The organism is Nostoc sp. NMS8, from assembly GCF_017115045.1.
Taxonomy (GTDB): Bacteria; Cyanobacteriota; Cyanobacteriia; order Cyanobacteriales; family Nostocaceae; genus Nostoc.
In genome coordinates, this window is record NZ_JABXKK010000050.1 from 224,940 (window position 1) to 249,259 (window position 24,320).

The 24,320-nt window shown below is 42.9% G+C and carries 20 protein-coding genes, 1 pseudogene and 1 riboswitch; of the genes and pseudogenes, 12 read left to right on the forward strand and 9 right to left on the reverse strand.

Features of this window, described 5'->3' with window-relative positions; genetic code table 11:
• Positions 1-45: 45 nt before the first annotated feature.
• The 3 genes from HWQ39_RS09745 to tmk all read left to right on the forward strand — a co-directional run bounded on the left by HWQ39_RS09745 (position 46) and on the right by tmk (position 2,875).
• Positions 46-867, forward strand: a complete 822-nt coding sequence (locus HWQ39_RS09745) for an SDR family oxidoreductase (protein ID WP_292843715.1) — start codon at positions 46-48, stop codon at positions 865-867.
• A gap of 2 nt (positions 868-869) precedes the next feature.
• Positions 870-2,153 carry a lactate racemase domain-containing protein gene (locus HWQ39_RS09750; protein ID WP_292843716.1) on the forward strand — a complete coding sequence of 428 codons (1,284 nt, stop codon included), beginning with the start codon at positions 870-872 and terminating at the stop codon, positions 2,151-2,153.
• A gap of 86 nt (positions 2,154-2,239) precedes the next feature.
• Entirely contained in the window at positions 2,240-2,875 is a 636-nt protein-coding gene (tmk, locus tag HWQ39_RS09755) for a dTMP kinase (protein ID WP_292843717.1), read from the forward strand.
• Between the two features lie 646 nt (positions 2,876-3,521).
• Here tmk and HWQ39_RS09760 read toward each other — a convergent pair.
• Positions 3,522-3,710: a hypothetical protein gene (locus tag HWQ39_RS09760; protein ID WP_094353117.1), complete on the reverse strand. Its 189-nt coding sequence runs from the start codon at positions 3,708-3,710 to the stop codon at positions 3,522-3,524.
• A 127-nt stretch (positions 3,711-3,837) separates the two neighbouring features.
• Here HWQ39_RS09760 and HWQ39_RS09765 point away from each other — a divergent pair, with 127 nt between their 5' ends.
• The 4 genes from HWQ39_RS09765 to HWQ39_RS09780 all read left to right on the forward strand — a co-directional run bounded on the left by HWQ39_RS09765 (position 3,838) and on the right by HWQ39_RS09780 (position 7,954).
• A complete protein-coding gene (locus tag HWQ39_RS09765; RefSeq protein ID WP_292843718.1) occupies positions 3,838-4,215 on the forward strand; it encodes a hypothetical protein in 378 nt (125 codons plus the stop codon).
• Positions 4,216-4,633: 418 nt separating this feature from the next.
• Positions 4,634-4,765: riboswitch (cobalamin riboswitch) on the forward strand.
• The gene (gene cobG, locus HWQ39_RS09770) at positions 4,754-6,403 is read left to right on the forward strand and encodes a precorrin-3B synthase (protein ID WP_292843719.1); all 1,650 of its coding nucleotides are present in this window, start codon (positions 4,754-4,756) and stop codon (positions 6,401-6,403) included. It overlaps the preceding riboswitch by 12 nt.
• A gap of 217 nt (positions 6,404-6,620) precedes the next feature.
• On the forward strand, positions 6,621-7,247 hold the full coding sequence (locus HWQ39_RS09775) for a precorrin-8X methylmutase (protein WP_292843720.1): 627 nt from the start codon (positions 6,621-6,623) through the stop codon (positions 7,245-7,247).
• Positions 7,248-7,249: 2 nt separating this feature from the next.
• Positions 7,250-7,954: a precorrin-2 C(20)-methyltransferase gene (locus HWQ39_RS09780; protein WP_292843763.1), complete on the forward strand. Its 705-nt coding sequence runs from the start codon at positions 7,250-7,252 to the stop codon at positions 7,952-7,954.
• A gap of 101 nt (positions 7,955-8,055) precedes the next feature.
• Here HWQ39_RS09780 and HWQ39_RS09785 read toward each other — a convergent pair whose 3' ends face one another.
• From HWQ39_RS09785 to HWQ39_RS09795, 3 genes are all read right to left on the reverse strand, one after another.
• The gene (locus HWQ39_RS09785; protein WP_292843721.1) at positions 8,056-8,742 is read right to left on the reverse strand and encodes a PHP domain-containing protein; all 687 of its coding nucleotides are present in this window, start codon (positions 8,740-8,742) and stop codon (positions 8,056-8,058) included.
• 475 nt (positions 8,743-9,217) lie between these two features.
• Positions 9,218-10,354 carry an AIR synthase related protein gene (locus HWQ39_RS09790; RefSeq protein WP_292843722.1) on the reverse strand — a complete coding sequence of 379 codons (1,137 nt, stop codon included), beginning with the start codon at positions 10,352-10,354 and terminating at the stop codon, positions 9,218-9,220.
• 212 nt (positions 10,355-10,566) lie between these two features.
• Positions 10,567-10,773 carry a hypothetical protein gene (locus HWQ39_RS09795; protein WP_179064108.1) on the reverse strand — a complete coding sequence of 69 codons (207 nt, stop codon included), beginning with the start codon at positions 10,771-10,773 and terminating at the stop codon, positions 10,567-10,569.
• 382 nt (positions 10,774-11,155) lie between these two features.
• On the opposite strand from HWQ39_RS09795, the gene HWQ39_RS09800 reads away from it, so the two are divergent.
• Complete coding sequence (locus tag HWQ39_RS09800) at positions 11,156-12,205, forward strand: adenosine deaminase (RefSeq protein ID WP_292843723.1); 1,050 nt, start codon at positions 11,156-11,158, stop codon at positions 12,203-12,205.
• Positions 12,206-12,280: 75 nt separating this feature from the next.
• Positions 12,281-14,068 carry a DNA mismatch repair endonuclease MutL gene (mutL, locus tag HWQ39_RS09805; protein WP_292843724.1) on the forward strand — a complete coding sequence of 596 codons (1,788 nt, stop codon included), beginning with the start codon at positions 12,281-12,283 and terminating at the stop codon, positions 14,066-14,068.
• A gap of 149 nt (positions 14,069-14,217) precedes the next feature.
• Here mutL and HWQ39_RS09810 read toward each other — a convergent pair whose 3' ends face one another.
• Positions 14,218-15,537: a glycoside hydrolase family 10 protein gene (locus tag HWQ39_RS09810; protein WP_292843725.1), complete on the reverse strand. Its 1,320-nt coding sequence runs from the start codon at positions 15,535-15,537 to the stop codon at positions 14,218-14,220.
• 307 nt (positions 15,538-15,844) lie between these two features.
• Here HWQ39_RS09810 and bchI point away from each other — a divergent pair, with 307 nt between their 5' ends.
• Both bchI and HWQ39_RS09820 read left to right on the forward strand, forming a co-directional pair.
• Positions 15,845-16,969 carry a magnesium chelatase ATPase subunit I gene (bchI, locus tag HWQ39_RS09815; protein ID WP_292843726.1) on the forward strand — a complete coding sequence of 375 codons (1,125 nt, stop codon included), beginning with the start codon at positions 15,845-15,847 and terminating at the stop codon, positions 16,967-16,969.
• Between the two features lie 177 nt (positions 16,970-17,146).
• Positions 17,147-17,443 carry a hypothetical protein gene (locus tag HWQ39_RS09820; RefSeq protein WP_292843727.1) on the forward strand — a complete coding sequence of 99 codons (297 nt, stop codon included), beginning with the start codon at positions 17,147-17,149 and terminating at the stop codon, positions 17,441-17,443.
• A 70-nt stretch (positions 17,444-17,513) separates the two neighbouring features.
• Here the strand turns inward: HWQ39_RS09820 and HWQ39_RS09825 are convergent, their stop codons facing one another.
• The 4 genes from HWQ39_RS09825 to HWQ39_RS09840 all read right to left on the reverse strand — a co-directional run bounded on the left by HWQ39_RS09825 (position 17,514) and on the right by HWQ39_RS09840 (position 23,624).
• Positions 17,514-18,602 carry a nucleotidyltransferase domain-containing protein gene (locus tag HWQ39_RS09825; RefSeq protein WP_292843728.1) on the reverse strand — a complete coding sequence of 363 codons (1,089 nt, stop codon included), beginning with the start codon at positions 18,600-18,602 and terminating at the stop codon, positions 17,514-17,516.
• A gap of 830 nt (positions 18,603-19,432) precedes the next feature.
• Positions 19,433-19,675, reverse strand: coding sequence for a hypothetical protein (locus tag HWQ39_RS09830; RefSeq protein ID WP_292843729.1), 243 nt, complete (start codon positions 19,673-19,675; stop codon positions 19,433-19,435).
• A gap of 256 nt (positions 19,676-19,931) precedes the next feature.
• Positions 19,932-20,204 (reverse strand): hypothetical protein, encoded by a 273-nt coding sequence (locus HWQ39_RS09835; RefSeq protein WP_292843730.1) that lies wholly within the window; start codon positions 20,202-20,204, stop codon positions 19,932-19,934.
• Positions 20,205-20,504: 300 nt separating this feature from the next.
• A complete protein-coding gene (locus HWQ39_RS09840; RefSeq protein ID WP_292843731.1) occupies positions 20,505-23,624 on the reverse strand; it encodes an MFS transporter in 3,120 nt (1,039 codons plus the stop codon).
• A gap of 481 nt (positions 23,625-24,105) precedes the next feature.
• Between HWQ39_RS09840 and HWQ39_RS09845 the strand changes: the two are divergent.
• Positions 24,106-24,309: pseudogene (locus HWQ39_RS09845) on the forward strand (high light inducible protein).
• Positions 24,310-24,320 lie beyond the last annotated feature (11 nt).

The following is a 24,320-nucleotide window of genomic DNA, read 5'->3' on the forward strand; positions in this document are numbered from 1 at the left end:
AGAGGTACGCAGAGAATTTTACTAAGTGGGGGAATCATTTTGATTTTGAGTAAACTTTTTAGCTTGACGGGGCGGTTAGCTGTAGTTACTGGTGGTTCTGGTGTGCTTGGTGGGGCTATGGCAAAGGGTTTGGCTCTGGCTGGAGCGCGAGTGGTCGTTTTGGGTCGTAATGAAGTCAGGGCGGGGGCGGTGGTGGCCGAGATTACTGCTAACGGTGGAGAAAGTATGGCTGTGGTTGCAGATGTTAGCGATCGCTCCCAATTAGAAATCGCTAGAGATGTTATTATACAGCATTGGGGTGAAATAGATATCTTGGTAAATATGGCTGGCGGTAATATTCCGGCTGCCACAATTACTGCTGATGCGACTATTTTTGATATGCCACATACAGCCTTTGAGGAAGTAGTTAGCCTCAATTTAGTTGGCACTTTACTGCCTTGTCAGGTTTTTGGTCAAGCAATGGTAGAAAGAAGTCAACCCCACGGTTGCATTGTCAATATTTCTTCTATGTCTGCTATTCGGGTGATTAGCCGGGTGGTCGGCTACTCCGCGGCGAAAGCGGGGATAGATAACTTTACTCGCTGGTTAGCTGTAGAACTCGCCCAAAAATATGGTGATGGAATGCGAGTAAATGCGATCGCACCAGGGTTTTTTATTGGCGAACAAAATCGAGATTTACTCCTAAATGCAGATGGCAGTTTGACCGAACGTGGGCAAAAAATTATTGACCATACTCCCGCCGGACGTTTCGGAAAACCAGATGAATTACTCAGCACCTTGATTTGGTTGTGTAGTTCTGGTTCTAGTTTTGTTAACGGGGTAGTTGTCCCGGTAGATGGTGGATTTAGTATCTACAGTGGAGTCTAATCATGTATTCACTAGCCGTAAATAACGGGACGCTTTCAGATGAGCAAGTTTCTGGGCTAGTTCATCAAGCTTTCGCAGACCAGAAGTTAGATGGACAGCGCATCTTGGTGTTAATTCCAGATAGTACCCGCACTGCTCCCATCCCTCAAATGTTTCGATTGCTTCATCAGGAGTTGAGTCAAAGAGTAGCGGCTTTGGATTTTTTAATTGCTCTGGGTACACATAATCCTATGAGTGAAGAACAAATCAATCACTTGGTAGGAGTGACATCAGAGGAGCGAGAAACCACTTTTAAAAAAGTTCGCATATTTAACCACCTTTGGAATGAGCCGGATACTTTTATTTCTTGTGGAGTAATTTCGGCAGACGAGATAGCAGAAATTAGTAGTGGAATGCTGCATCAGTCAGTTGATGTGCAGATTAATAAGCTGGTAACAGAATACGATTTAATCGTGATTTGCGGCCCAGTTTTTCCCCACGAAGTTGTCGGTTTTTCTGGTGGAAATAAATATTTTTTCCCTGGTATTGGTGGTCAAGAAGTAATTAATCTCTCGCACTGGTTAGGTGCTTTAATTACTTGTTACGAAATTATTGGTACGCTAGGAATCACACCAGTCCGGCGTTTGATTAACCGAGCCGCTAACCTGATTTTTACCCCAAAACTTTGTTTGGCGATGGTAGTCGCACCCAAAACAAATCAGCTAGCTGGACTTTATATAGATCGACCAGAGTCAGCCTGGGAAGATGCTGCAAAATTATCAGCTAAACTGCATATTAAATATGTAGATCGGCCTTTTAAACAAGTGCTTTCAGTCATGCCCCAAATGTATGATGACATTTGGACAGCAGCTAAAGGAATGTACAAGTTAGAGCCAGTAGTAGCTGACGGAGGCGAAGTAATTATATATGCGCCTCACATTACCGAGTTTAGCTATACACACGGCGAAGTTTTATCCGAAGTTGGCTATCATGTCCGTGATTACTTTCTCAAACAGTGGCATAAATTTCAAGAATATCCTGCTGGAGTGCTGGCCCATAGTACTCACTTAAAAGGGATGGGTACTTTTGATCCGATAAAAGGAGAAGAAGCGCGGATTCGTGTTACTTTAGCAACTGGCATTTCTGCTGAACGTTGTGCTGCTCATAACTTAAACTATCGCGATCCGGCTACTATTCAACCCACAGAATGGGCGAATCGAGAGGATGAAGGCATATTGCTTGTGCCGAAGGCTGGCGAGATATTATACCGTCTAAATGACAGTAATTTTCAGGAAACTAAATCGTAGACTGCGATCGCAGTTTAATATTTTACACTTCGCGCTATTCTTGATCAAACGTCAGGGAATCAGTTTATTGCAGCGAACAAAAAAGCATGGGTGGGAAATTAATTGTATTTGAAGGGGTGGAAGGCTGTGGCAAAACCAGCCAAATGCAGCTTTGTTCTAAGTGGTTGGAAAGTCTCGGTGTTTCTGTAGTGGTAACTCGTGAACCAGGGGGAACAGAGTTAGGTTTACATCTTCGCCGCTTGCTACTAGAAAAGTCAGAAGATAAACCAGTAGCAGAAGTGACAGAACTCTTATTGTATGCTGCTGACCGATCGCAACACGTTGAACAAGAACTCAAACCAAATCTCGCAGCTGGGAAATATATTTTATGCGATCGCTACACTGACTCTACCATTGCCTACCAAGGATATGGTCGCGGTCTGAACATCAGTTTAATCAATCAGCTGAACAATATTGCTACTGGTGGTTTAGAAAGCGATCTAACTATTTGGCTAGATGTCGATGTCGAAGTCGGACTTTCCCGCAAACGGGGAGATGGAGTAGGATTAGACCGCATTGAACAAGAGACAATCGCTTTTCATCGCCGCGTTCAGCAAGGATACGCACATTTAGCAGCATCCCATCCCTCACGAATTGTTCGGGTAGACGGTAGCTTCAGTAAAGAAGCTGTACAAAAAGTAATTCAAGGAATTTTGCGCGTACATCTGCACTTGGCAAAGTAGGGCAAAAATAAACCTAAAAGTTTTTAATGAGAGTTTGGGCAAACTAGATATGGAAAAAGGTTTAGTTAATACAAAGCAGTAGTAAGAAATGATGGATTGTAGTCGTCTGGATTATATCAAAAGTGTTACTGACAAAGGTGATGACACACAGTGGGCGTATCCTGAATATCCTATTGGAGCTTACTTTCGGTTGAACTTTAAAAGACGTGAAAGTACAACAGTAGTAGAATCTCACGCGCGTGAACTACAAAAAAAGGATCTCTTATCATCCTTTCTCAAGTACCGCATGAGTGCAAAGACAACACCACAGGAGAGCAGAAAAAAATACCAGATGGGTGCAAAAAGAGATACCTGACGCACGTAGTTGAACTGGTTAATGAGGCAAGTGAGGATGAACCTCAATGGGGAGAAGAAGTGTGGGGGATTTTTCGATGGGTTAAGGTTCATTGGATTGCTGACTTCAGTAATTGCCGGAGTATACCTGTTGAGTTAGATGTAATTAAAGTCAAGTGGAGTCGTCGTAACACTTATGCTATATCGTTGGAAAGTAAAACACTGAAAGCTCACTGGAATGATGTCCATGAATTAAGAAAGCACTTAAAAAAAGAATTGAATTTGTGTTGCACTAAAGTCCAATAACGCGGCACTACTTCCCTTTTTTCTCATCCAGTGCTTTCTGAATAGCTTCTCTGCAAAACTCAGGAGGGTCGTCTTGTGCTTTTACCTCTTCCTTCATTTTTTCGGTGACACGAAAATTAAGATTTTGTGTTAGCGGTTCTTCTCTATCAGACTTAAGTGGTTTTAAATTTTCTGGATTACCTTTAGGGTTAGGCATTGTTGAGAGATGTAAATATAGCTTGAACGATACGTGAACATATAGATAAAGTTCTAATCGGTGGTGTTCACGTCTGTCAAAACAGTTCACCACCGATACCACTTTTACAAATGGGTAATTCTATTTTATGTTCACAAGGTCAGAACTCGAAATCAAAACCACTGCTGAGTTGAGAGACTTGTGTAGGCGTTACGGATTAAAGCCTACCGGGAATGGAGGGTACAAGACTAGTTGGATTGTCACCTTGATGGCATTCCCACAGATAGCACTCTCTCAATTAAGACAGGGTAGAGGGTTGAAGTCACCAGGTTTTAGTGTTATTCAATTCCTTGAAGGAGTCGTAGATGAGATGAACTCCCCCACTGATGAACAAGCGGCACTAATTCGGATAACTTTAGAAGGCAAGGCTATGAGCTATCCTGACCGATACGACCAAGAGAGTTTATTGAACTTGCACAAAGCTAAAATGCACCTTGAGATGGCTATCGGACTGCTAAATCAGTAAATCAATTTACGAGCCGAAAGTAGTTAGTCTCTAGCAACCTAAAGCTGGGGACTTTTTCTACGTCCTACATAGCCAAAGGGTTTGCTGTAGGCATCGCCTGAAATGATCCTTGCCTTTTAGATGAACTCGTGGGAAAGTACTTTTTAAAACCTCGTTTCCAGCCTCCGGCTGGAAATGCTGCTCTTGGTGGCTCTGCCGCCAGCAAGCGAGGCGGAGCCTCAACGACGAGCATTCCCAGTCTTCGACTGGGAACGAGTTGAAGGAGGATTATAAATTGTTTTAAATTTTTTACCCCTCACGGGGATGGAAACTCTAAATCCGCACGATCGCACTAGCCTTAACACAGCAGTAGATAAGCTCAGGTAAAATTATGTGGCTATAGTAATGTAATATGATTATCTGGATGATGTGTGGTTGATATCTATAACCTAAACAAAATCTAAATTACCAAAGCTGAGAATTGGGAAACTCCGGTGAAATTCCGGGACTGTGCCGCAGCTGTGATGGGATCGCCCAAGTCAGAATGCCAACTCTCAGGATGTCCTCAAGACACACTCACCGTCTACTCCCTGCGTTGCACGGGGAAGGAGTTCTAAGTTTGCTTTCTGGATTTGCCACTTGTCCTGGCTTGTTTTATGGTACACCCGCCGCAGATGGTATATTATCTCGCGTTAGAATACCAGGTGGAATTATTAGTAGTCAGCAGTGCCGTGCGATCGCAGATATAGCAGATCGGCATGGTGGCGGCTATATAGACATAACCAATCGAGCTAACCTGCAAATTCGTGAAATCCGCACGGGGATAAATGCTGAGGTTCTAAAGTACCTACAGCTGATGGGATTGGGTTCTAGCAATACTCTTGTAGACCACATCCGCAACATTATGACCAGTCCAACTGCTGGTATCGATCCCCAAGAATTAATCGACACTCGCCCTTTTGTCCAAGGTTGGGATGATTATATTGCAGCACATCCGGCGCTTTCGAGACTGTCGGCAAAATTTAGCGTTTGCTTTGATGGTGGTGGGATAATTCGGGTGTGCGATCGCTTGAATGATATCACCTTTGCAGCTGTCTTAGTTGATGGTAACGTTTATTTTCGCCTCTATCTCAGTGTTGGCGAGAAGGGTCAACCGCCCAGCAATACGGGAATTTTCTTATCACCAGAGCAATGTTTGCCCGTCTTGGCAGCTTTAACGGAAGTCTATCTAGCTCATAGTCATACTACGAGTAAGCGGCGGCTACGTCTCTTAGAGTTATTGAACACCTTAGGTTGTGAAAATTATCTCCAAGAAGTTCAACAGCTTTTACCTTTCCTGCTTTTATACAGTGAAAAAAGAAAAGACCTAACCCCCCAACCCCTGCCAGGGAAGGAGGAGAAATTCTCTACTCTTTTGCAAAGAGAGGGGAATTATCAGCATATTGGCATCCATCCCCAACGTCAGCCAGGCTTATTTTACCTTGGTGTCGTCTTGCCCCTTGGGCGATTGGAGAGTAGACAGATGCGGGGTTTAGCAGATTTAGCAGCAAAATACGGCAGTGGAACTCTCAGGCTAACCCCTTGGCAAAATTTGCTCCTTACAGATATTCCTCAGCAATGGGTTACTGATATCCAAAGTGAAATTGCTTTCTTAGGATTAGATTTCTCTGCAACCAATATCAAGAGTTCATTAATTGCTTGTTCTGGAAAAAAGGGTTGCGCCGCTTCTGCCACAGACACTAAAAGTCATGCCTTAGCATTAGCAGAGTATCTGGAAACTCGCGTTACTCTCGATTCCCCAGTTAATATTCACTTTAGCGGCTGTGAAAAGTCTTGTGCCCAGCATGGCAAAAGTGATATTACTCTCCTGGGTGTCAGCATTGAGGCTGATAATGAAACTGTTGAGGGCTATCACGTTTATGTTGGTGACAACAAGCATAAATTCGGACGTGAACTATATCAATATGTAACTTTTGCCGAACTACCTGCATTAATAGAGCGGATGCTATGTGTACATAAAATTCAACGCTTAAATTCGGATGAGTCCTTTGGGGAATTTGCTAATCGATATCCACTAACCCAATTACAACAGTTATTTAATAAATACTTAGAGGATTTTTTAAAAGTGGGTGGCTGTAATTTTAGGCACTTGTTGATCCCCCCAACCCCCCTTTTTAAGGGGGGCAAAGTCTCTAAAAGTCCCCCTTAAAAAGGAGGATTTAGGGGGATCTAAAACGTTTTGCTACCGAGCAGAGGACTTTTAAAACATCCTCTTAGAAGATGGAAGCACAGATAAATACAGATGATTAATTACTCTGTGTTCTCTGCGCCTCTGCGGTTAATTAAATTAGATATTCTTCTAGTGAAAAGGAAGTATCTATATTAATAACCAACAAATCAATCCAAAATTTAAAATCCAAAATTGAATGCCTGATTACATCCGAGATGCCAACGAAATTTACCGTCATTCTTTTGCAATCATCCGGTCAGAAGCGAATCTAGATGTGCTACCGCCAGATGTAGCAAAAGTTGCTGTGCGTCTAATTCACGCCTGTGGAATGACGGATATTGTCACAGACTTTGGATATTCACCAACAGCTGTACAATCCGCAAGGGCAGCCCTGGCAAATGGAGCGCCAATTCTCTGCGATTGCCGGATGGTTGCCGATGGCGTTACCAGACGGCGGTTGTCTGCAAACAATCAAGTTATCTGTACCCTCAATGAGCCAGAAGTGCCAGAACTTGCCCAGAGTATGGGTACTACAAGGTCGGCGGCAGCTTTAGAATTATGGCGATCGCACATCGAAGGATCGGTAATCGCAATTGGCAATGCCCCCACAGCCTTATTCCGGCTGTTAGAAATGCTCGATGCAGGAATACCCAAACCTGCGATTATCTTGGGCTTTCCAGTGGGGTTTGTCGGTGCGGCCGAATCGAAAGCAGCATTGGCAGCAGACAGCAAGAATGTACCATTTTTAACCTTACACGGTCGGCGCGGTGGAAGTGCGATCGCGGCAGCAGCAGTAAACGCCCTGGCAACGGAGGAAGAATGAATATGCAACCCAAAGGTCGTCTTTATGGAATTGGTGTCGGCCCAGGCGATCCAGAACTATTGACTCTGAAAGCGCTGCGGCTATTACGTGCGGCTCCCGTGGTAGCTTATCAATCAGCCACAGATAAACAAAGTATCGCTAGAGCGATCGTAGCGCAATATCTTGCTGGCAATCAAATCGAGGTGCTATTTCACCTCCCCCGCGCTTTGGAACCAGAAAAGGCAAAATCTATTTATGACCAAGAAATTCAACCAATCGCCGACCATTTAGCAGCCGGTCGAGATGTCGTAGTACTGTGCGAGGGCGATCCATTTTTCTATGGTTCCTTCATGTACCTGTTCACGCGGTTATGTGACCAATACGAAACAGAAGTTGTCCCCGGAGTTTCCTCACTGATGGCTTGTCCGGTAGCTTTGGGTGTACCTTTCACCTATTACACTGATATCCTCACAGTTCTACCCGCCCCATTGCCAGCAGAAGAACTAACTACACATCTACTAATGACTGATGCTGCCGCGATTATGAAACTAGGTCGTCACTTTACCAAAGTACGAGATATCCTGCATAAATTAGGGCTAGCATCACGGGCGAGATATATTGAGCGGGCATCAACATCACAGCAACGCATCATCCCCCTGGATGAAGTTGATCCAGCCCAAGTACCGTATTTCTCAATGATTGTAATCCCCACTAAGAATAGATTATAGCTGTGCCAAATGTGGGTTAATATCAGGCTCGACTATTGAACATCCAAAAAAAGATAACCTCCTGGCTGCTTGAACCAGGGGTATAACAAATTGATTCATCTTTACAAGCGTTGTAACAGGCTCAAACCGTGGGTATCAGTACCACAGGTATTGAAAAGAAAGTATTCATCAGCCAACTTTTGCACTTGTTCTGATTCCACGATGCTGGCTTTCCAAGGGTTAGGGTTGTTGTAGGCGTAGAAAGTTTCCACGCCATCGATACCCTTTTGGGCAGCAGCAGGAATTAAGTCAAAATGCGATCGCTTGTAACGAGCTGGATGAGCCAAAACTGCCAATCCCCCAGCTTCGTGAATCGCGGCAATTACGTTACTTGCCTGATATTCTTGCCCTGTAGTCGGCCTTCTTTGTAAATAGGGTTTCATACTAGGGTGTTCTGTTCCAAAAGCGTAAGCCAAAATGTGAACTTCTGTATCCAAAAGATTGGCATTGATTTCCACACCACTCCATAAATAAGGAGTGCTAGCACCACCATTATTCCACTTCCAATCTTCTAACCAAGCAAGTGATGCTTGATAGCCGATAATACCATGATGATCAGTAATAGCTAACCCTTTCAGCCCAATCGCGATTGCCTGCTCCATCAATGCACTCGGCTGCAATCTGCCATCCGAGTAGACAGTGTGCATGTGAAAGTTGAATAACTTTGGACAACTATGTGCATCAATGTTATGGAATACTTGCTTCAAAAGTTCTGCCGAAGCAGTAGTCCGGGCCAAATTTACAGCCATAACTCCCTCTGAACAAAAATATATATTCTTAACACACTAAAACGCTACATCTACAGATAAGAAAGATCCACCACTAAAAAATTAGTGTTGGTTGCTACTTTCTCAGCTTTCTCAGCAAATTTTTCAATATGTTAAGACTAGGTTAGCAAATCTTAATCTCAGTAGTCATGCGTAATTTGGACTACTTTGTAATTAAGTAGTAATAAATATTGCATCTAAGACTTAATAAATATGCCTATAGCATCTGTGCTAAATGACTTGGATATTAAAGACTTTTTAGAGTAGTTAGCTATAATTAGCCGAAAATGCAATTAGAATTTGTGTGTAAAAATCGTTATTTACCTCAGTAATTATCGCCTTGATTTAACTAATAACAACTTTAGCCATCGCATAAATAAGAAGATCCTATGAGTTTAGAATAGCTCTTAGAAAATTAGCGATGTCTACGACGGGCTATGCCTACGCTAGCAGCTTATTATACCCCTCGCGCAATCCCAAAAGAATCTCCCTTCAAGGTGATTCCCAAGGGTTCTATTACTACCTCACGACTAAGGGAAGTTTCAACCCTTCCGGCAATCACAGCAGAGAGTTGATGTTCCCTTGCAAGTAAAACAATTTTCTCTGCATCCTGCTCCGACTCTGTATAGAATGCGAATCCTGCACCGTAATTAAATACCGAAAGCATCGTCTCAGCCCCGCCCTCAAGATGACCCTCAACAAAGGTAAATATCTCTGGCACTGGGAGCATCGTTTCGATAACATACCGGAGCGGTTTCACCGAACGCATAAGTTTTTGCCAGCCATGACCAGTAATATTCTCCATCGCTGTGGGACGAATCCCCTCTCCAAGCACCGCCTGTACAAGCGGCGTATAGAGACATGATGCAGCATTCATCGCTTCCCAGAACTCCTGCCCACTTGGGAGTTTAGTTCTATAGCCATCAGGGAGCGACTCAGCCAGCTTTCGCAATGGGGTAAAGCCGTTCTCATGGGGGCCCGAACTCTCGACGAGAACAATGGTATTTCCGGCATCCAGACGCGAGCTATCAATCGGAGCAACACCAGCCGGCATAACCCCAAAAACCGAGCCGGCAATGTCGAGTCGCCCTGGAATCATCTTCGTTTTTAGTTGAGGAGTTTCCCCTGAAAGATAGACACAACCCACTTGTTTGCACGCTTCAACCACTCCATCCAGAAACCCATCAAGAAAGGCGGGGGTAAAGATTGTTTCAGGAGTACTCGACGGCAAATAAAGACCGAGAAGTATAGTCTGCATACCGGAAGTTGCAGCATCATTCGTCAGACACGAAATAATCTTGATACCAATATTCCACCAGAATCGTCGCAGTTCTTCTTCACTGAGGTCGTCAGGGCGGGTATCGTCTGCGGTGCCCAGTCCTTCGGGTACAAGTGTCATCGAAAGTTCTCTAGCCCCCGCCTCTAGAAATGGAGCCAGGTTGAAGCTGAAAGCGTTGGCGCTTGCTCCTAAACCCGATGCGGGCACTATGCCATAGCTGCTTGCAAAGCCCAGTGTGCGTTTTGCAGCATCGATGAAGCGTCGTTTTGCAGCATCGAGAGTATCGTAATCGACTTGATCGAGAGCTTGAGCCATCAGGTTGCGTTGTAAGTGAAAAGTGAGGAGTTATCTAAACAGAATTCAGGAGTCAGGAGTCAGAATTGAGTACGACTAGCAGATAGCGCGGCGTAGCGCGTCTGAATAGACTGGTTTAAAATTCCTGCTGATAGCGTTCGCAAAGCGTCTCTTAGAGAGCATCTTTATTCAGAATTCTGAATTCTTCTTCAAGAGTTTTTTAACTCCTCACTTTAAAATACCTCATCTTCAATACCGCGCCACCATTCACCCAATTTCATCAAGTCTAGGTGAATATCTTCTAATTCTTTGGTATAAACATCGTCTGCAAGCATAGCTCGACGCTCTTGTAATTTCTTAAGGCGCAGTTGTACTAAAAGCCAAGGTTTAGTAATGCTATTGGTTGCTTCGATGTATTGCGCTAGTTCTTTGCTATTCATTTACTAGGACTCCTATTTGATTTTTTGATTCTTGAAAAAACTCTGCACAACTCGAAAGGGCTGATTCCCTACTTCCTACTCCCTGCCTACGCAAATAAGTTCAAAAATCAAATCGGATTGCTACAGTATTTTCATTCAGCCTAACTGAAATTTAAAGTCTGTAACCACAAGTCTAAGTATTTGTGTTCTCTGATACTCTACCAAATTGATGCAACACGATCATCCTTCTATTGGGAATTTATTAATCCGCCGTCCGCAGCAAAGGGAAATACTTGACTGAGTCATGTCTGGGGATTCTTGGGAGCTAAATTTTTACGAGGACAGATTTTTTCTGTCTATGTTTTTGTTACAATTATTGAAATTTTTAGATAAAAATACCACTATGGCTTTATATGCTGAATTACATAGACATCTAGGCGGCTCGGTTGTACCACGAGTTTTATGGCAATATTTCGAGCGACATGCTTCGGAGTTGATTTCCCGCTTTGCTGACTATTCAGAATTTGAAGATTTTTATACCCGCCCACGTGACACCCTAGATGAGTATCTAGAATTACACACCCTGGTAGAAAGTGTGCAAACTGTGGAGACTTTGCCTTACTTTATCTATCGTTTGGTGCGCGGTGCTTACATATTTGAGAATTTGGCTTATCTGGAACTGCGCTATACTCCTTATTTGCGGACACCTGAGCATTTGAGTCAATCCGAAAGAATTGACAAGATGGCAGAAATTGTGCAAGTAGTGGGACTTGCCAGCCACCAGCCAGAATATCCGATTGTTACTAGCCAAATTCTCTGTATGCACACACGCCTACCTTATGAGGTGAACAAGGCGATTGTTGATTTGGCGGCGCAAAATCAACAGTATGTCTGTGCAGTTGATGTAGCGGGAGGTGATAGCTATTACGCCGATCGCTTAGAAGAATGGATTAGTCTATATGATTATGCGCGATCGCTAGGCGTTAACACCACGGGACATCTATATGAAACCACCGCAGGTTGTTACCCAGAACTGTTACCCTATCTAATGCGAATTGGTCACGGCATCCAAATTCCCTTGCTATATCCAGAGTTACTTAATGATGTGGCTAAACGCGGACAGTGTTTAGAGGTTTGCCCCACAACTTACCTGAAAACTGGTACTTTGCAGGATATACGTCAACTCAAATTAGTCTTCGACCGTTGTTTTGATGCTGGGGTTGATATCGCTATCTGTACTGATAATGCTGGATTGCACAATGTACGTCTACCATTTGAGTATGAAAATCTCTTGACTTACAACATTATTAGTTTTGAACAACTACACGCTTGTCAAGATGCAGCTTTCCGTCATGCTTTTGCTTGGCCTTATAGTCAACCTCCTGCATCCCTATTGAACGGTTTACTCAAACCCGAACCACCTAAAGTTTTGGCAATCAGGGAAAGTAATTAATGACCATCTAGAGATATTTATGTTGTAATTCACCTCTCTATCTCCCTTGCCCCCAGAAGCTATAAACTATAATTTATGGCATCTACTATTCAAGCTCTACCAATAGAAGTCGTATATCTCATTACAGCTGGAGAGGTAATCGACTCTTTAGCTTCTGTGGTGCGGGAATTGGTAGAAAATTCCCTAGACGCAGGTGCAACGCGAATTGTGGTTTCTCTATGGCCGCAGCAATGGCGAATTCGTGTGGCAGATAATGGTTGTGGAATGAATCTAGATGATTTACAACAAGCAGCCACAGCCCACAGCACAAGTAAAATTCGCTCTAGTGCCGATTTATGGAAAATTCACAGTTTGGGGTTTCGTGGTGAGGCGTTGCACAGTTTAACTACTCTGGCAGATTTGGAAATTTTGAGTCGTCCTGTAGGCGGAAAATTGGGATGGCGGATGATTTATGGCGATGGTGGGAAAGTTGTGCAAGTTGAAGCAACTGCGATCGCACCTGGTACAGTGGTGACAGTTTCTCATCTTTTCGGTAATTGCTCATCTCGTCGTCAGGGATTACCCACAACAGCACAGCAAATGAAAGCTGTGCAAGCCGCAATTCAACAAATCGCCCTCTGTCATCCCCACATCACCTGGCAGATTTGGCAAAACGATCGTCAATGGTTTACCATCTGTCCTGCTGCCACAACAAGGCAACTTTTACCACAGATTTTACCCCAAGTGCGACAAGGTGACTTGCAAGAAGTAAAACTCGAAATACCCAACCCACTAAACTCAGAACACAGAACACAGAATTCAGAATTCAGCACTTCTAACTCATCACTCCCCACTCCCCACTCAGCACTCCTCACTCCCCACTCCCCACTCAGCACTCAGCACTCAGCACTTACTTTAGTGGTAGGATTACCCGATCGCTGTCATCGTCATCGTCCAGATTGGGTACGTGTAGCCATTAACGGCAGAATGGTTAAGACACCGGAACTAGAGCAAACCATATTATCAGCATTTCACAGAACATTACCGCGCGATCGCTATCCAATTTGTTTCCTACATCTTGCCATTTCCCCTGATCAAATTAACTGGAATCGCAATCCCGCAAAAACAGAAATTTACCTCAACGAAATCATTTATTGGCAAGAGCAAATTACCCAAGCAATTAACCAAGCACTCAGCATTTCTTCTACCAATCTAAAAGAAGCTGTTCACACAACACGAGTTAGTAAATTACTTAAAGCCGCAGAAGCTAAAGGCGGCTACAATTTCAATCCTCAAAATCCCAACGAAAATCAAAAAACTCCTAATTCCTCACTCCCAACTCCTAACTCCTTAAAAGCTATCGCTCAAGTTAGCAACACCTACATTGTGGTGGAACATTCAGGTGGAATGTGGTTAGTAGAACAGCACATTGCCCATGAACGAGTTTTATATGAGCAATTATGTGATGATTGGCAACTTGTCCCTATTGAACCGGCAATTATTCTTTATCAATTGTCACCAGCACAAGTATCGCAACTTCAACGCATTGGTTTAGAAATAGAACCCTTCGGCGAACAACTTTGGGCAGTCCGTAATATCCCCGCACCTTTGCAGCAGCGAGACGACTGTGCAGAAGCAATTTTAGAACTTAGTTGGGGAGGCGACTTACAAACAGCCCAAGTAGCTGTCGCCTGTCGCAGTGCTATTCGTAACGGTACACCCATGAACCAGCAAGAAATGCAGACACTTTTAGATAATTGGCAACGCACACGCAATCCCCGCACATGTCCCCACGGCCGCCCCATTTATCTATCTTTAGAAGAATCAGCTTTAGCCCGGTTTTTCCGACGTAATTGGGTAATTGGTAAAAGTCATGGAATTTGATATTTGCGATCGCTATTTTCACGTAAATAGACCACTTGTACATTCACTAATTATCCCGTATTTGTGATCTATAATTTTCATCAAAAAACCTTAACCGAACCGTATTGGGGAGTTATTACCATCTGTTGAACGTGAGTTCAACAGAAAAGTTATTCAACTCTGGCGCGGAGTGCGGGAGATGGAAAAAGATTTTGAAATCCAGCTTGTCGCTCTTCTAAAGATTCTTGGGCATCGTTCCAAAGACTTTCATAATAAAAGAAGGTTACGCCTAAACCGCGTTCTTGGACAGCCCGCACCTGAGACTTAATTTGCTGCATGGGAACTGGATTATTTCTTAACCCTGTCATAATGCCAATTCCAGTTGGAATTATTTGTTGCGCTTCTTGAATTTCTGGGCGGGAAATATTGGCTATAAAACTTTGCAGATTCGGACGATAAACTTGCACAATTAATTCGTCTACAATATTTTGCCGCATCCAAGTCAGCCAGTCTTGCAGTTGAAACTTGTAAGCAAAATCATAGTAATTGGGAGAAATTGAGAAAATTGCTTGCGGTTTTCTCTGCTTTACAGCTTGGTTAAGTTGTACCATGAACGCCGTAATTTTATCTGCCCGCCATTTTACCCAGTCTGCATCTTGAGGATTACTTGGGGGAGCATTATTAGTTTCTTGAGTGTACAAGTCAACTGTATATTTATCGTAGCCAAATTCGTAAGGCAAACTTGTATGATCGTCAAACTGAATGCCATCGGCATCATATTGGGTGATAGTTTCTAGCACGAGATTGGTAATGAACTGTTGCACTTGTGGATGAAACGGATTCAGCCACATTACCTCACCTGCCGCACTGATTGAAGTTTGGCTACCATCCCGCTTTTGTGTGAACCAATCGGGATAATTTAATGCTAGTTCTGAGGTTGGGGGAGCCATGAAACCAAATTCAAACCAGGGAATTACTAGCAATCCTTGGCGATGGGCTTGAGTAATGAGGTCTGCAAGAATATCATGTCCATCTGAACCTCTGTAGACAAAAGGTTGAATCCCTGCACGTTGGGCTAGGGCACTGGGATACATTACATAACCAGAGTTCCATACCACAGGATAGATTGTATTGAAATTTAGCCGCCGCAGTTGACTTACTGCATCCTGCACTTTAGCGCGATTTTTGAGGGTGTCAAAATCATTGTTGGTCATCCAAACCCCGCGAATTTCCTGACGGGGTATCTGTGCAATGGCGCTAAAGCGCCCACCTTCAACGATCGCAGGGGTGAAACTGTCTACCAACAATACCGTAACAAAGGATATTAAAATGAGAAAGGGAAAAAGATACTTGAGCGATGTCTGACGACAAGCTGCTAGCCATCTACGCCGCCAATTTTGAATACTAAAAGATGATTTCATAGATTTGAATGATGCATTAACTACCCACACACGCCATTGCTCGTTTTTATAAATGAATCTACTAAGCATATATAGTTTATACAGTATTTATGCTTACTACAGGATTGATAAGTTGGTAGTTTTTTGTTCCCTGCTTATGGAACTTTTGCACCAGAATAACCAAAGCAGACCGATAAGGTGCTTGACGTATTTAGTAATCATTAGTGCCCAGTAAATGAAAAGAGGCAGAGGGGCAGGGAGCAGGGTGCAGAGGGGAAAGAGGTAATTTTATTCTCCCCCTCATCTTTTTCATCTTTCCGATCTTCACATTCCCCCACGCCCTACCTGTGTCACAATAAAGAATTGTAATAAGATAAAATATTGTTAAGGTAATTTAGTGAGTCCAACTGCTCAATCCACGGCAAGTGCGCGTCGCGTAGTATTTCCTTTTACGGCAATAGTGGGCCAGGAAGAAATGAAACTGGCGCTGCTATTGAACGTGATTGACCCCAAAATTGGGGGTGTAATGATTATGGGCGATCGCGGCACCGGAAAATCCACAACTATCCGGGCGCTGGCGGATCTGCTGCCAGAAATTTCTGTGGTTGCCAATGACCCCTTTAGTAGCGATCCTAGCGACCCCGATTTGATGAGCGATGAAGTCCGCCAACTGTTAGAACAAGGGGCTGAAATTCCCGTAGCTCACAAAAAAGTCCAAATGGTAGACCTGCCGCTAGGAGCTACAGAAGACCGAGTTTGTGGCACAATCGACATTGAGAAAGCTTTATCTGAAGGTGTCAAAGCCTTTGAACCGGGACTGCTGGCAAAGGCTAACCGAGGCATTCTCTACGTGGATGAAGTCAACTTACTAGACGACCACCTTGTAGACGTGTTACTCGACTCCGCTGCCAGTGGATGGAACACTGTAGAACGCGAAGGCATTTCTATCCGTCACCCGGCCCGTTTCGTGCTTGTGGGTTCTGGAAACCCCGAAGAAGGCGAACTACGCCCCCAATTACTCGATCGCTTTGGGATGCACGCAGAAATTCACACAGTCAAAGAACCAGCCTTGCGGGTGCAAATCGTAGAACAACGGGCAGATTTTGACCAAAATCCTCCAGTATTTCTCGAAAACTACAAACCCCAGCAAGAAGCATTACAAGAGCAAATTGTCAATGCTCAACAGCTTTTGCCAGAAGTGAAAATTGACTACGATCTGCGGGTGAAAATTTCTGAAGTCTGTTCAGAACTGGATGTAGATGGTTTGCGGGGTGACATTGTTAGTAACCGCGCCGCCAAAGCTTTAACAGCTTATGAAGGACGCACTGAAGTTACAGTTGATGATATCCATCGCGTAATTACCCTATGTTTGCGTCACAGACTGCGGAAAGACCCTTTAGAATCGATTGATTCTGGCTACAAAGTCGCCAAAGTTTTTAGCCGCGTCTTTGGTGTCGAACTACCAGAAAGTGATACTGCACAAAAGAACGGCACAGGTCAAAAATTAGGGGCTAGGGGTTAAAAGTTAGGAGAGAGGAGTTAGGAGTTAAAAGTTTTGAATGGAAAGCTGCTTCATAACTCGCAACTTTAATTCCTCACTCAGCACTGAGTATATAATGCACAACTTATAACTTCTAACTCAGCACTCAGAACTAGGTACATAACTCCTAACTTAGCACTCAGCACTCAGCACTAAAATATGAGATTTTGGTCTTTTTGGTTCAACAGCTTTGTTTTATCTAGCCAATACAACCCGCCCAGGTTTGTAGAATTATTGATGCTTTTATTAGCGATCGCCATGCTGGCAATAGCCAGTATTTTACCTGATATGCCCTATTTAATCTTAGGCTTGAGCTTAGTAGTTGGGGCATCTGTTTCTATCTTAGTGCGGGAAGCGATCGCCCCTTCACCACAGACGCGAATTACCCAACTAACAGCATCCCTACTACTCATCATCAGCCTCTATGGCTTTGCTGATTTAATGTATACTCTTTAAAATTTAATTAATCAGTTAGGAGTTAGGAGTTATTAATTAATTAATAACTCCTAACTCCTAACTTTTGCATTTACCAATCCTGCATTTCCACCAATTCCATACACAACTCATTAATTTGCTCCAAATCAGGTTTATGAGGTAGGGTAGATTGTTCGTAAACAACTTCCATTTCTACAACCAAATCTTCTGCCCTTTTCATCACCTGCTCATAAGAGTACTCACCTTTTAAAATAGCTTTTAAATCCTCAAAATCACCAGCTATTCTTCTATCTACAATCACTTCACCTCGGCGTAATATTTCTACTCCACTGCGTAACAATCTAATGCAGTGCATCCCATGTTTGAGGTCAAAACCCGACTTTCTTTCCATTTCTGCCCTAGCCAGATTTCTATTCTCTTGCCAAGATAAGTAAGCCTTCCATTCTCTTAAAGCTATTTGATAGCTTTGGCTTTTCTGAAGCAGACGGATAAAATCTTTACGGCTATTGGTTAACTTTTGGGTATATTCCAAAGTTTCATCGGCTAAAGTATATTGTTTTAACACTCCCTTAAAATCAATATCTGCTGTCAACAATTGATATAATTGTTCCGCTTCTTCCAAAAACTCAATCCGTCCTCTGATTAAGTTATAAAGATACTCCAGAAAAGCATTTAACTCATCTTTACTGAGGGGTGCTTCGTCTTCTATGGCGAAGTCAGATGGTATTGGCTTTTTTTGCGGTGGCTTTAACAACCACTTACGATGAGTTTCCATCTTTTTGATTTGGGCAAATGCATAACCAGTGTAAGTATGTTTTACCTTCTTGCTTAAAAATAACTGTTTATGATCAATTAAATGCTGCCCGACTGCGCTTAAAAAAGGATAGTTATTCAACCAGAGTAATTCTAAAACATTGGGGTTCGCGCCAGCTAATAACTGGAGAATTTTTCTTAATTCATATATAACTGTGTCTTTGTTACCATCAACGAATGGAAATATTCCTGGTTCATCCCAACCAGTATCTTTTTGTTCTATATGGTCAAATCCCAAGTAATATCTTTTGGGTGCAATAAATACTCCCCGATAATCAAAGTCGGAATCAGGACGATTTAAACCATAACCGTGGCTACCAGCCAAGCCAATTAAAATAGTTCTTTGCTCAACTTCTATTCTTTTCATCTAATTAAAATATAGTCATTGTGATATGTCCACACACTTCTTTTCAGGAAAGTGGTTTTGTGCGATTCGTTGCTTATTGAATCACGGTACTCAGCCCGTAGATAACTCAATACGCTTGGGTTAAGGTTATTTGTGTAAATAATTGATCTATTGAAGACGCGATAAATCGCGTCTCTACATAAGGGTTTTGTTACTCATTCTGAACTGTATTAGTACATAACTAAGCCAACCATAACCCGAAAACGGGAAAAGGGGAAATGACTTAACAAAATCGCATTGTTCCCTTTTGCCTTAATGCTCAATTGCCCCTAACGCTTTCAGGGTAACTTTTTGAGCTTCAGTCAATCCCGTTGCTCTTTTGATATTCATGCCTTCATAGATCGACCATCAACGTTTTGGTGCAGCGTCCTGTTGCCACATCCCACAGCTTAATCGTGCGATCGTACCCCTTTGGATTGAAGAGAGCTGCCTTCACAGGTTCAGTATGACCTGATGACCATTGATTGAGAAATTACAAATGAATTCAAAAGGAAAACAGGCTTTCTCCTTAGAGGATGTCTAAGAAGTATCAAATATTTCTTGATCCCCCCTAACTCCCCTTAAAAAAGGGGGGAATAAGAGTCTTAAAGTCCCCCTTTTTAAGGGGGATTTAGGGGCATCTCCAAGGGTTAGATGTATACAAAAAAACTTTTCAAACATCCTCTTAGAGGATGTTTGAAAAGCATTAATTTTTATCAAAAAACCTTAACCGAACCGTATTGATTTAGCAACAAGTTTTTATCTAATACAGGCTAACAATCCTACTTGGGTTGTTAGCCTCTATTCAGATACTAAACTCTTACATTTACATATCGAGCAGGAACTCGAACCTTAACCCATCTGTTACCACGTCGTACTGTTTCCCAATGTGCAGGAATTAACTTTCGTTGATATCGAGCAACAACAGGTTTACGCACAACAGCAACTCTATGAACATTGGGTCTAACAATTATTTCTGCTGCTGATGCTTGTGAGGGTAATGAGGAAATTGCAAATGGTAGAGCAAGCAATGTACCTAATAAAATACGTTTCATGTTCAAATCTCCATCAATTATTTAACTTGAGTTTTTTACAGCACTTATCAATAATTTATGAACAGATGTTTTGTTCGCTGCACAGCTTCATTGATTTGCTGTATTACTCTCAGTTTAAAATACTGATTAAGAAGATACAGTGTAATAAAGTCACAATTGAAGTATGACTTTATTCACATTTTGAACTTTGGATAAAAAAGAGGAGTTCCGTAAAACCTCTCATAGCTGGTACTAATTATTATCTATGAGCTTGCAATTACTGAATTTTTAAGACGATAATACCAATTAATACAGCAAGACCTAGCGCTCTACGAAAATAGTTAATGCCTTGAAATAGTTCCAGCCACGCCCAAGTAAACAACGAGCCATTTGCCAGAACGTCTAACACTGTATTGATTTTACCAGTTGTAAAAACTAGAGTTAGTAAACTAGCTACTATCCAAAGAATAAGTGGTGGATTTGGCATTTCAGCCAAAACAATTTTGCCATTGCTATCACGGAAGGTTTTATCAACTAATGTATTTTGCATTCTTTGAAATTGCTTGCTACTTAGGTAAAAATTCTTAACTTGCAAAAAAATCGGGGCGTTCTATAGAGAATAGGCTGAGGATTTATTGCAAATAATCTAAGAATATTAAAACATTCAGATAAATATCTTTTCAATTATCTAATGGCTGAGATTAGAGCGGTCAAGCATATTCATATATGATTATATTGAAAGGCATACTCAGATGAAATTCGCCAATATATTTCGGGATAAATGACATCCAAACATAGAAAAGCCTCCTACACTAGGAGGCTTAAAAATTAGCGGAGACAACTTGTTTAACTACAGCCTGACTACAGCGATCGCTCCTCCTAATGCAGAGAAAATGGCGGAAACGGATGCTGTGGCAAATAACCACCAAGCGGCTGTCGCTGCGGCTTTGCGGGTTTCTTCTGCTTGCCGCTGTGCTTGATGTTTCACCTGTTCTAGGCGGCGTTGGGCTTCCTGCTGTATGCGTTCTGCACGTTGCAATACTGTGTTGCGTGCCCGTTCAATTTGATCGATAATCCGATTGGCATCTTCCTCGGAGATGTCCTCACGAGAACTCATAATTGCCACTAGGGTATCACGGTCGAAAGAGGAGAGGCGATCGCGCAGAGCATCAAATCCTGCTTGAGGATCGTCAAAAAATGTCCGAACATCGCGCTTAATACTATCATAGTTAAGTTCTGGGCGATCCAAGGAGTTGAGATAGTTACGGATACGAGCAAAAACCCCGTCAACTGCATCTTGAATGCCTCGTTGGATGCTCCGCACTTGTTCGACAAATTGATCCCTTACGGATACGATGCTATCGGCAATCCGTGCTGCTTCTTCATCAGAAATATCTTCCCGAATTTTCAGCAGAGCAATGATGGTATCACGGTCAAATTGGGAAAGGCGATCGCCAAAACTTTCTACGCCGACTCGCGGATCGTGCAACAATAATTGCAAGTCGCGTTTGATACCTTCAGGATTGAGTTCTTCTTTGCCAGTTTGGCGCAGATATTCTTCCAGATAACCTTTGAATGATTCTACTCTTTGCTGTGTGCGGCTAGCTAGGCGACGAGGCGCACGCACAAAGTTACGAATCGAATTTTGGGTAGAATCAATGATTTCATTGACTTGTTGTTCACTCAAGTCTTGGCGTTGACTAAGCAATTTCACCAGTGTATCCCGGTCTACCTGGGACAACCGACGGCGCAGTGCAACGGCTCCCTCTTTGGGATTTTCAAACAATTTGGTCAAGTCTCGCCCAATTCCTTCAGGATTCAGTTCTTGTTTACCAGTATTCCGTAAGTAATCTGCGATCGTTGTCGTCACAGAGTCGTATTGCTCTTTTGCTTTTTCGACTACAGCTTGGGGTGTGTGGCGAATACTATGCCATGACTCTTCAGTAGTATTGATGATTTGATTAACTTGATCTTCACTCAAATCTTCTCGCTGACTCAACAATTGCACTAAGGTGTCGCGGTCAAAGCGAGACAAGCGCGCCCGAATTGAGCTAATTCCAGCTTGGGGATCTTCCAGTAGCTTTTTGAAGTCGGCGCGGATAGCATCAGGATTCAGTTCTGATTTGCCGGTGTTACGCAGATATGATTCTACATTCAGCCACAGGGTTTCTGCCTGATATTGCGCCTGTTCTGCTAGTCCTTTGGATTCTACCAAGACGCGATCGCGTTGTTTTTCCAACTCATCAAGAATGGTGTCTACTTCATATAGCTGGATATCATTACGTTCCAGCAATATCTCCCGAATTTCTTGGCGTTCAATGTGAGCCAGTCGCAATGTCAGGGTTTCATAATCTGCCTCTGAGTCTGCCAACAGTGGTTTAAAATTCTGCTCAATGCCTTCGGGAGTCAAATCTGCTTTCGGAGTAACCAGCAAATAACTTTCTACTGCACGTTGCAAGTCTTGGACTATATCTCTTTCTTCACTAGCTCTAACTGTCACTAGCACTTGTTGGCGGACAGTTTCTAGCTGATTTGCAATGCGCTGAATTTGACCTTGGGTAAGCAATCCCCGTTGCTGCAAAATTTTGGCGAAATCATTGCGGGATAGTCGTTCTAGTTCCCTGCGGACGATTCCAGGGTCGGCTGCTGGATCGTAGATGACATCATGAAATTCCTGGGCAATTTTTTCTGAACTCAATTGCCAAGCATAAGTATTGTACAGGTAGTTTTCGACATCAGCCCGAATTGGGCTATAGGGTTGGGATAGTGTTGGCAACCCTAGTTTATCTGCTTGTTGGGTGACTTTATCTTTGGCGGTGGTGAGACTACCCAAGATTTTTTCCACATCCAAATCAGGCAAATCTGCCCGTCCCAACACAGTGGCGGTTAAGGCGGATAGTCCTTGCTGGATTGTACTTTGAATTGGCCCGGAGGCTGGCTTTTGGTCAGATTCTTTGGAATCACCCTTTTCTGCTAATAACCGATCCAGTTTGGCGTTGAGTTCATCTGTTTTGGTTTGTCCTGGTGGGAGTGATTTCAAATAATCCATTAACTCACCCAGCCGATCTTCGGTGGGTGGTTGCTGACTTACCACTTGCTGCCAAACTTTAAACAACGTATCAGCAATGCGGCTAACATCTTTTTTGGAAAGGTCGGTGCGACTGCTGACTAACTCGATAAACTTTTGGCGGTCGATGTTGCGGATATCTGGAGTCCCCGCGATCGCTTTTAATTGCGGATCGTTGAGTAAATTTTCAAAATCACTCCGAATCTTCGATACATCGAGTTCTGGAGGACGCAGCTTGTCTAAATAATCTTCAATGTTTTCCCGAATACTCGCGGGGTCGATGGCGCTTCCGAGTTCTCGACGGATAGCGGCGGCGGCGGCTTCTGCTGTGGCTACCACTTGGTTATTTACAGCTTTAGCACCCAAGGCGGCGGTAGCAGTCCCCATAATCGTCTGAAAACCGGCTGTTGCCGTATTGACAACTGAGCCGATTAAAGAGCCTACGGTGGTGGAACTGACCCAAACGAGGATCAGAAAGTAAGCACCCCAAATCACCAAACCGAGAATCGCTCCCAAGGTTGGATCTAAGATTACCAGGCTCAATTTTACCGCGAGGAAAGAAGCAATTAATAAGGCGATCGTTACAGTGACTAATGTCCAAATCCCCACTGCTGTGCCGATTTTGCGAATACTGCCGCCCAAACTTCCGACTTCCCCATTATCTGAATCCGAGTCAGATGAGTGCCCCAGGTAGGAAATACCGGCTGCAAGGGAGAGATTAGTGAGAACTAATTGGAAAGCAAAGGCTAGAATTACGCCGGAGATTAAAGCTACAAAAAAGCGCGGCCCGGAAGTAAGAACCGATGCCTGTGCTGGCGTGATATTTGAGGCATCTACCTGAGTCTGTGCCACCCATAGTAGTGGTTTGTAGAGTCCCACCATAATTTCCGTACTTTGGAGCATTGGATTTCCTTTTTCTAAGTTTAAAATTGGGTAATTAAGAATTTCTTGAGAAGCAACTCTTAGTATTTATTGTTTTCACCTATGGCATTACCTAACTCTGTTAGATCAGAATCGTAGAATTTAGCTATTTAAAGCATCTCTCCAAAGGCTGAAATCATCATACAGCGTAAGATATAACTTTTAGCTTCTTTCGGTAAAAATATTAATAAAATTGGCAACCACTATTAATTATGTACCGCTCTTTTTGAATTTTAATTGTTTACCTTATGGCGAGTGATTCTATTTAAATACTAGTTTGCTGCCAAGTAGTTTAAATTTATTTATATATCTATTATTTATCACCCTCTCCAGGTGGATTTGTTTATAAAAATACCTTTTGTAATCGTCCATAAGAAGTGCTTGTGGTTTCTGCCTATAGGCATAACAATTTCCAGTTATTAATAGGTACATTAAAGTTAACAAACGAATCGTTAAGGAAAAAATGGCAATTCGCTTTTCCAGAGATTTGCCAATAATTTCAACAGAAGACAATAGTTGCGATCGCAATTAATTTCTGTTTAGTTGGAATTCTTAAGCCTAAATTTGGAACGGTCGTTTTGAAATAATTGGCTTTCTTGCCTATTTACTTTGGTACGTAGCAAGTTCTAGTCTTCTGCATAACACTTTACATTGCATTGGCTACTAGAAATTCAACAC

Bases quoted from the DNA above. Each gene is read 5' to 3' on its own strand.
- HWQ39_RS09750 (WP_292843716.1), top strand. From the start codon at position 870: ATGTATTCACTAGCCGTAAATAACGGGACGCTTTCAGATGAGCAAGTT.
- tmk (WP_292843717.1), top strand. From the start codon at position 2,240: ATGGGTGGGAAATTAATTGTATTTGAAGGGGTGGAAGGCTGTGGCAAA.
- HWQ39_RS09760 (WP_094353117.1), bottom strand. From the start codon at position 3,710: ATGCCTAACCCTAAAGGTAATCCAGAAAATTTAAAACCACTTAAGTCT.
- HWQ39_RS09765 (WP_292843718.1), top strand. From the start codon at position 3,838: ATGTTCACAAGGTCAGAACTCGAAATCAAAACCACTGCTGAGTTGAGA.
- cobG (WP_292843719.1), top strand. From the start codon at position 4,754: ATGTCCTCAAGACACACTCACCGTCTACTCCCTGCGTTGCACGGGGAA.
- HWQ39_RS09775 (WP_292843720.1), top strand. From the start codon at position 6,621: ATGCCTGATTACATCCGAGATGCCAACGAAATTTACCGTCATTCTTTT.
- HWQ39_RS09780 (WP_292843763.1), top strand. From the start codon at position 7,250: ATGCAACCCAAAGGTCGTCTTTATGGAATTGGTGTCGGCCCAGGCGAT.
- HWQ39_RS09785 (WP_292843721.1), bottom strand. From the start codon at position 8,742: ATGGCTGTAAATTTGGCCCGGACTACTGCTTCGGCAGAACTTTTGAAG.
- HWQ39_RS09790 (WP_292843722.1), bottom strand. From the start codon at position 10,354: ATGGCTCAAGCTCTCGATCAAGTCGATTACGATACTCTCGATGCTGCA.
- HWQ39_RS09795 (WP_179064108.1), bottom strand. From the start codon at position 10,773: ATGAATAGCAAAGAACTAGCGCAATACATCGAAGCAACCAATAGCATT.
- HWQ39_RS09800 (WP_292843723.1), top strand. From the start codon at position 11,156: ATGGCTTTATATGCTGAATTACATAGACATCTAGGCGGCTCGGTTGTA.
- mutL (WP_292843724.1), top strand. From the start codon at position 12,281: ATGGCATCTACTATTCAAGCTCTACCAATAGAAGTCGTATATCTCATT.
- HWQ39_RS09810 (WP_292843725.1), bottom strand. From the start codon at position 15,537: ATGCTTAGTAGATTCATTTATAAAAACGAGCAATGGCGTGTGTGGGTA.
- HWQ39_RS09820 (WP_292843727.1), top strand. From the start codon at position 17,147: ATGAGATTTTGGTCTTTTTGGTTCAACAGCTTTGTTTTATCTAGCCAA.
- HWQ39_RS09825 (WP_292843728.1), bottom strand. From the start codon at position 18,602: ATGAAAAGAATAGAAGTTGAGCAAAGAACTATTTTAATTGGCTTGGCT.
- HWQ39_RS09830 (WP_292843729.1), bottom strand. From the start codon at position 19,675: ATGAAACGTATTTTATTAGGTACATTGCTTGCTCTACCATTTGCAATT.
- HWQ39_RS09835 (WP_292843730.1), bottom strand. From the start codon at position 20,204: ATGCAAAATACATTAGTTGATAAAACCTTCCGTGATAGCAATGGCAAA.
- HWQ39_RS09840 (WP_292843731.1), bottom strand. From the start codon at position 23,624: ATGCTCCAAAGTACGGAAATTATGGTGGGACTCTACAAACCACTACTA.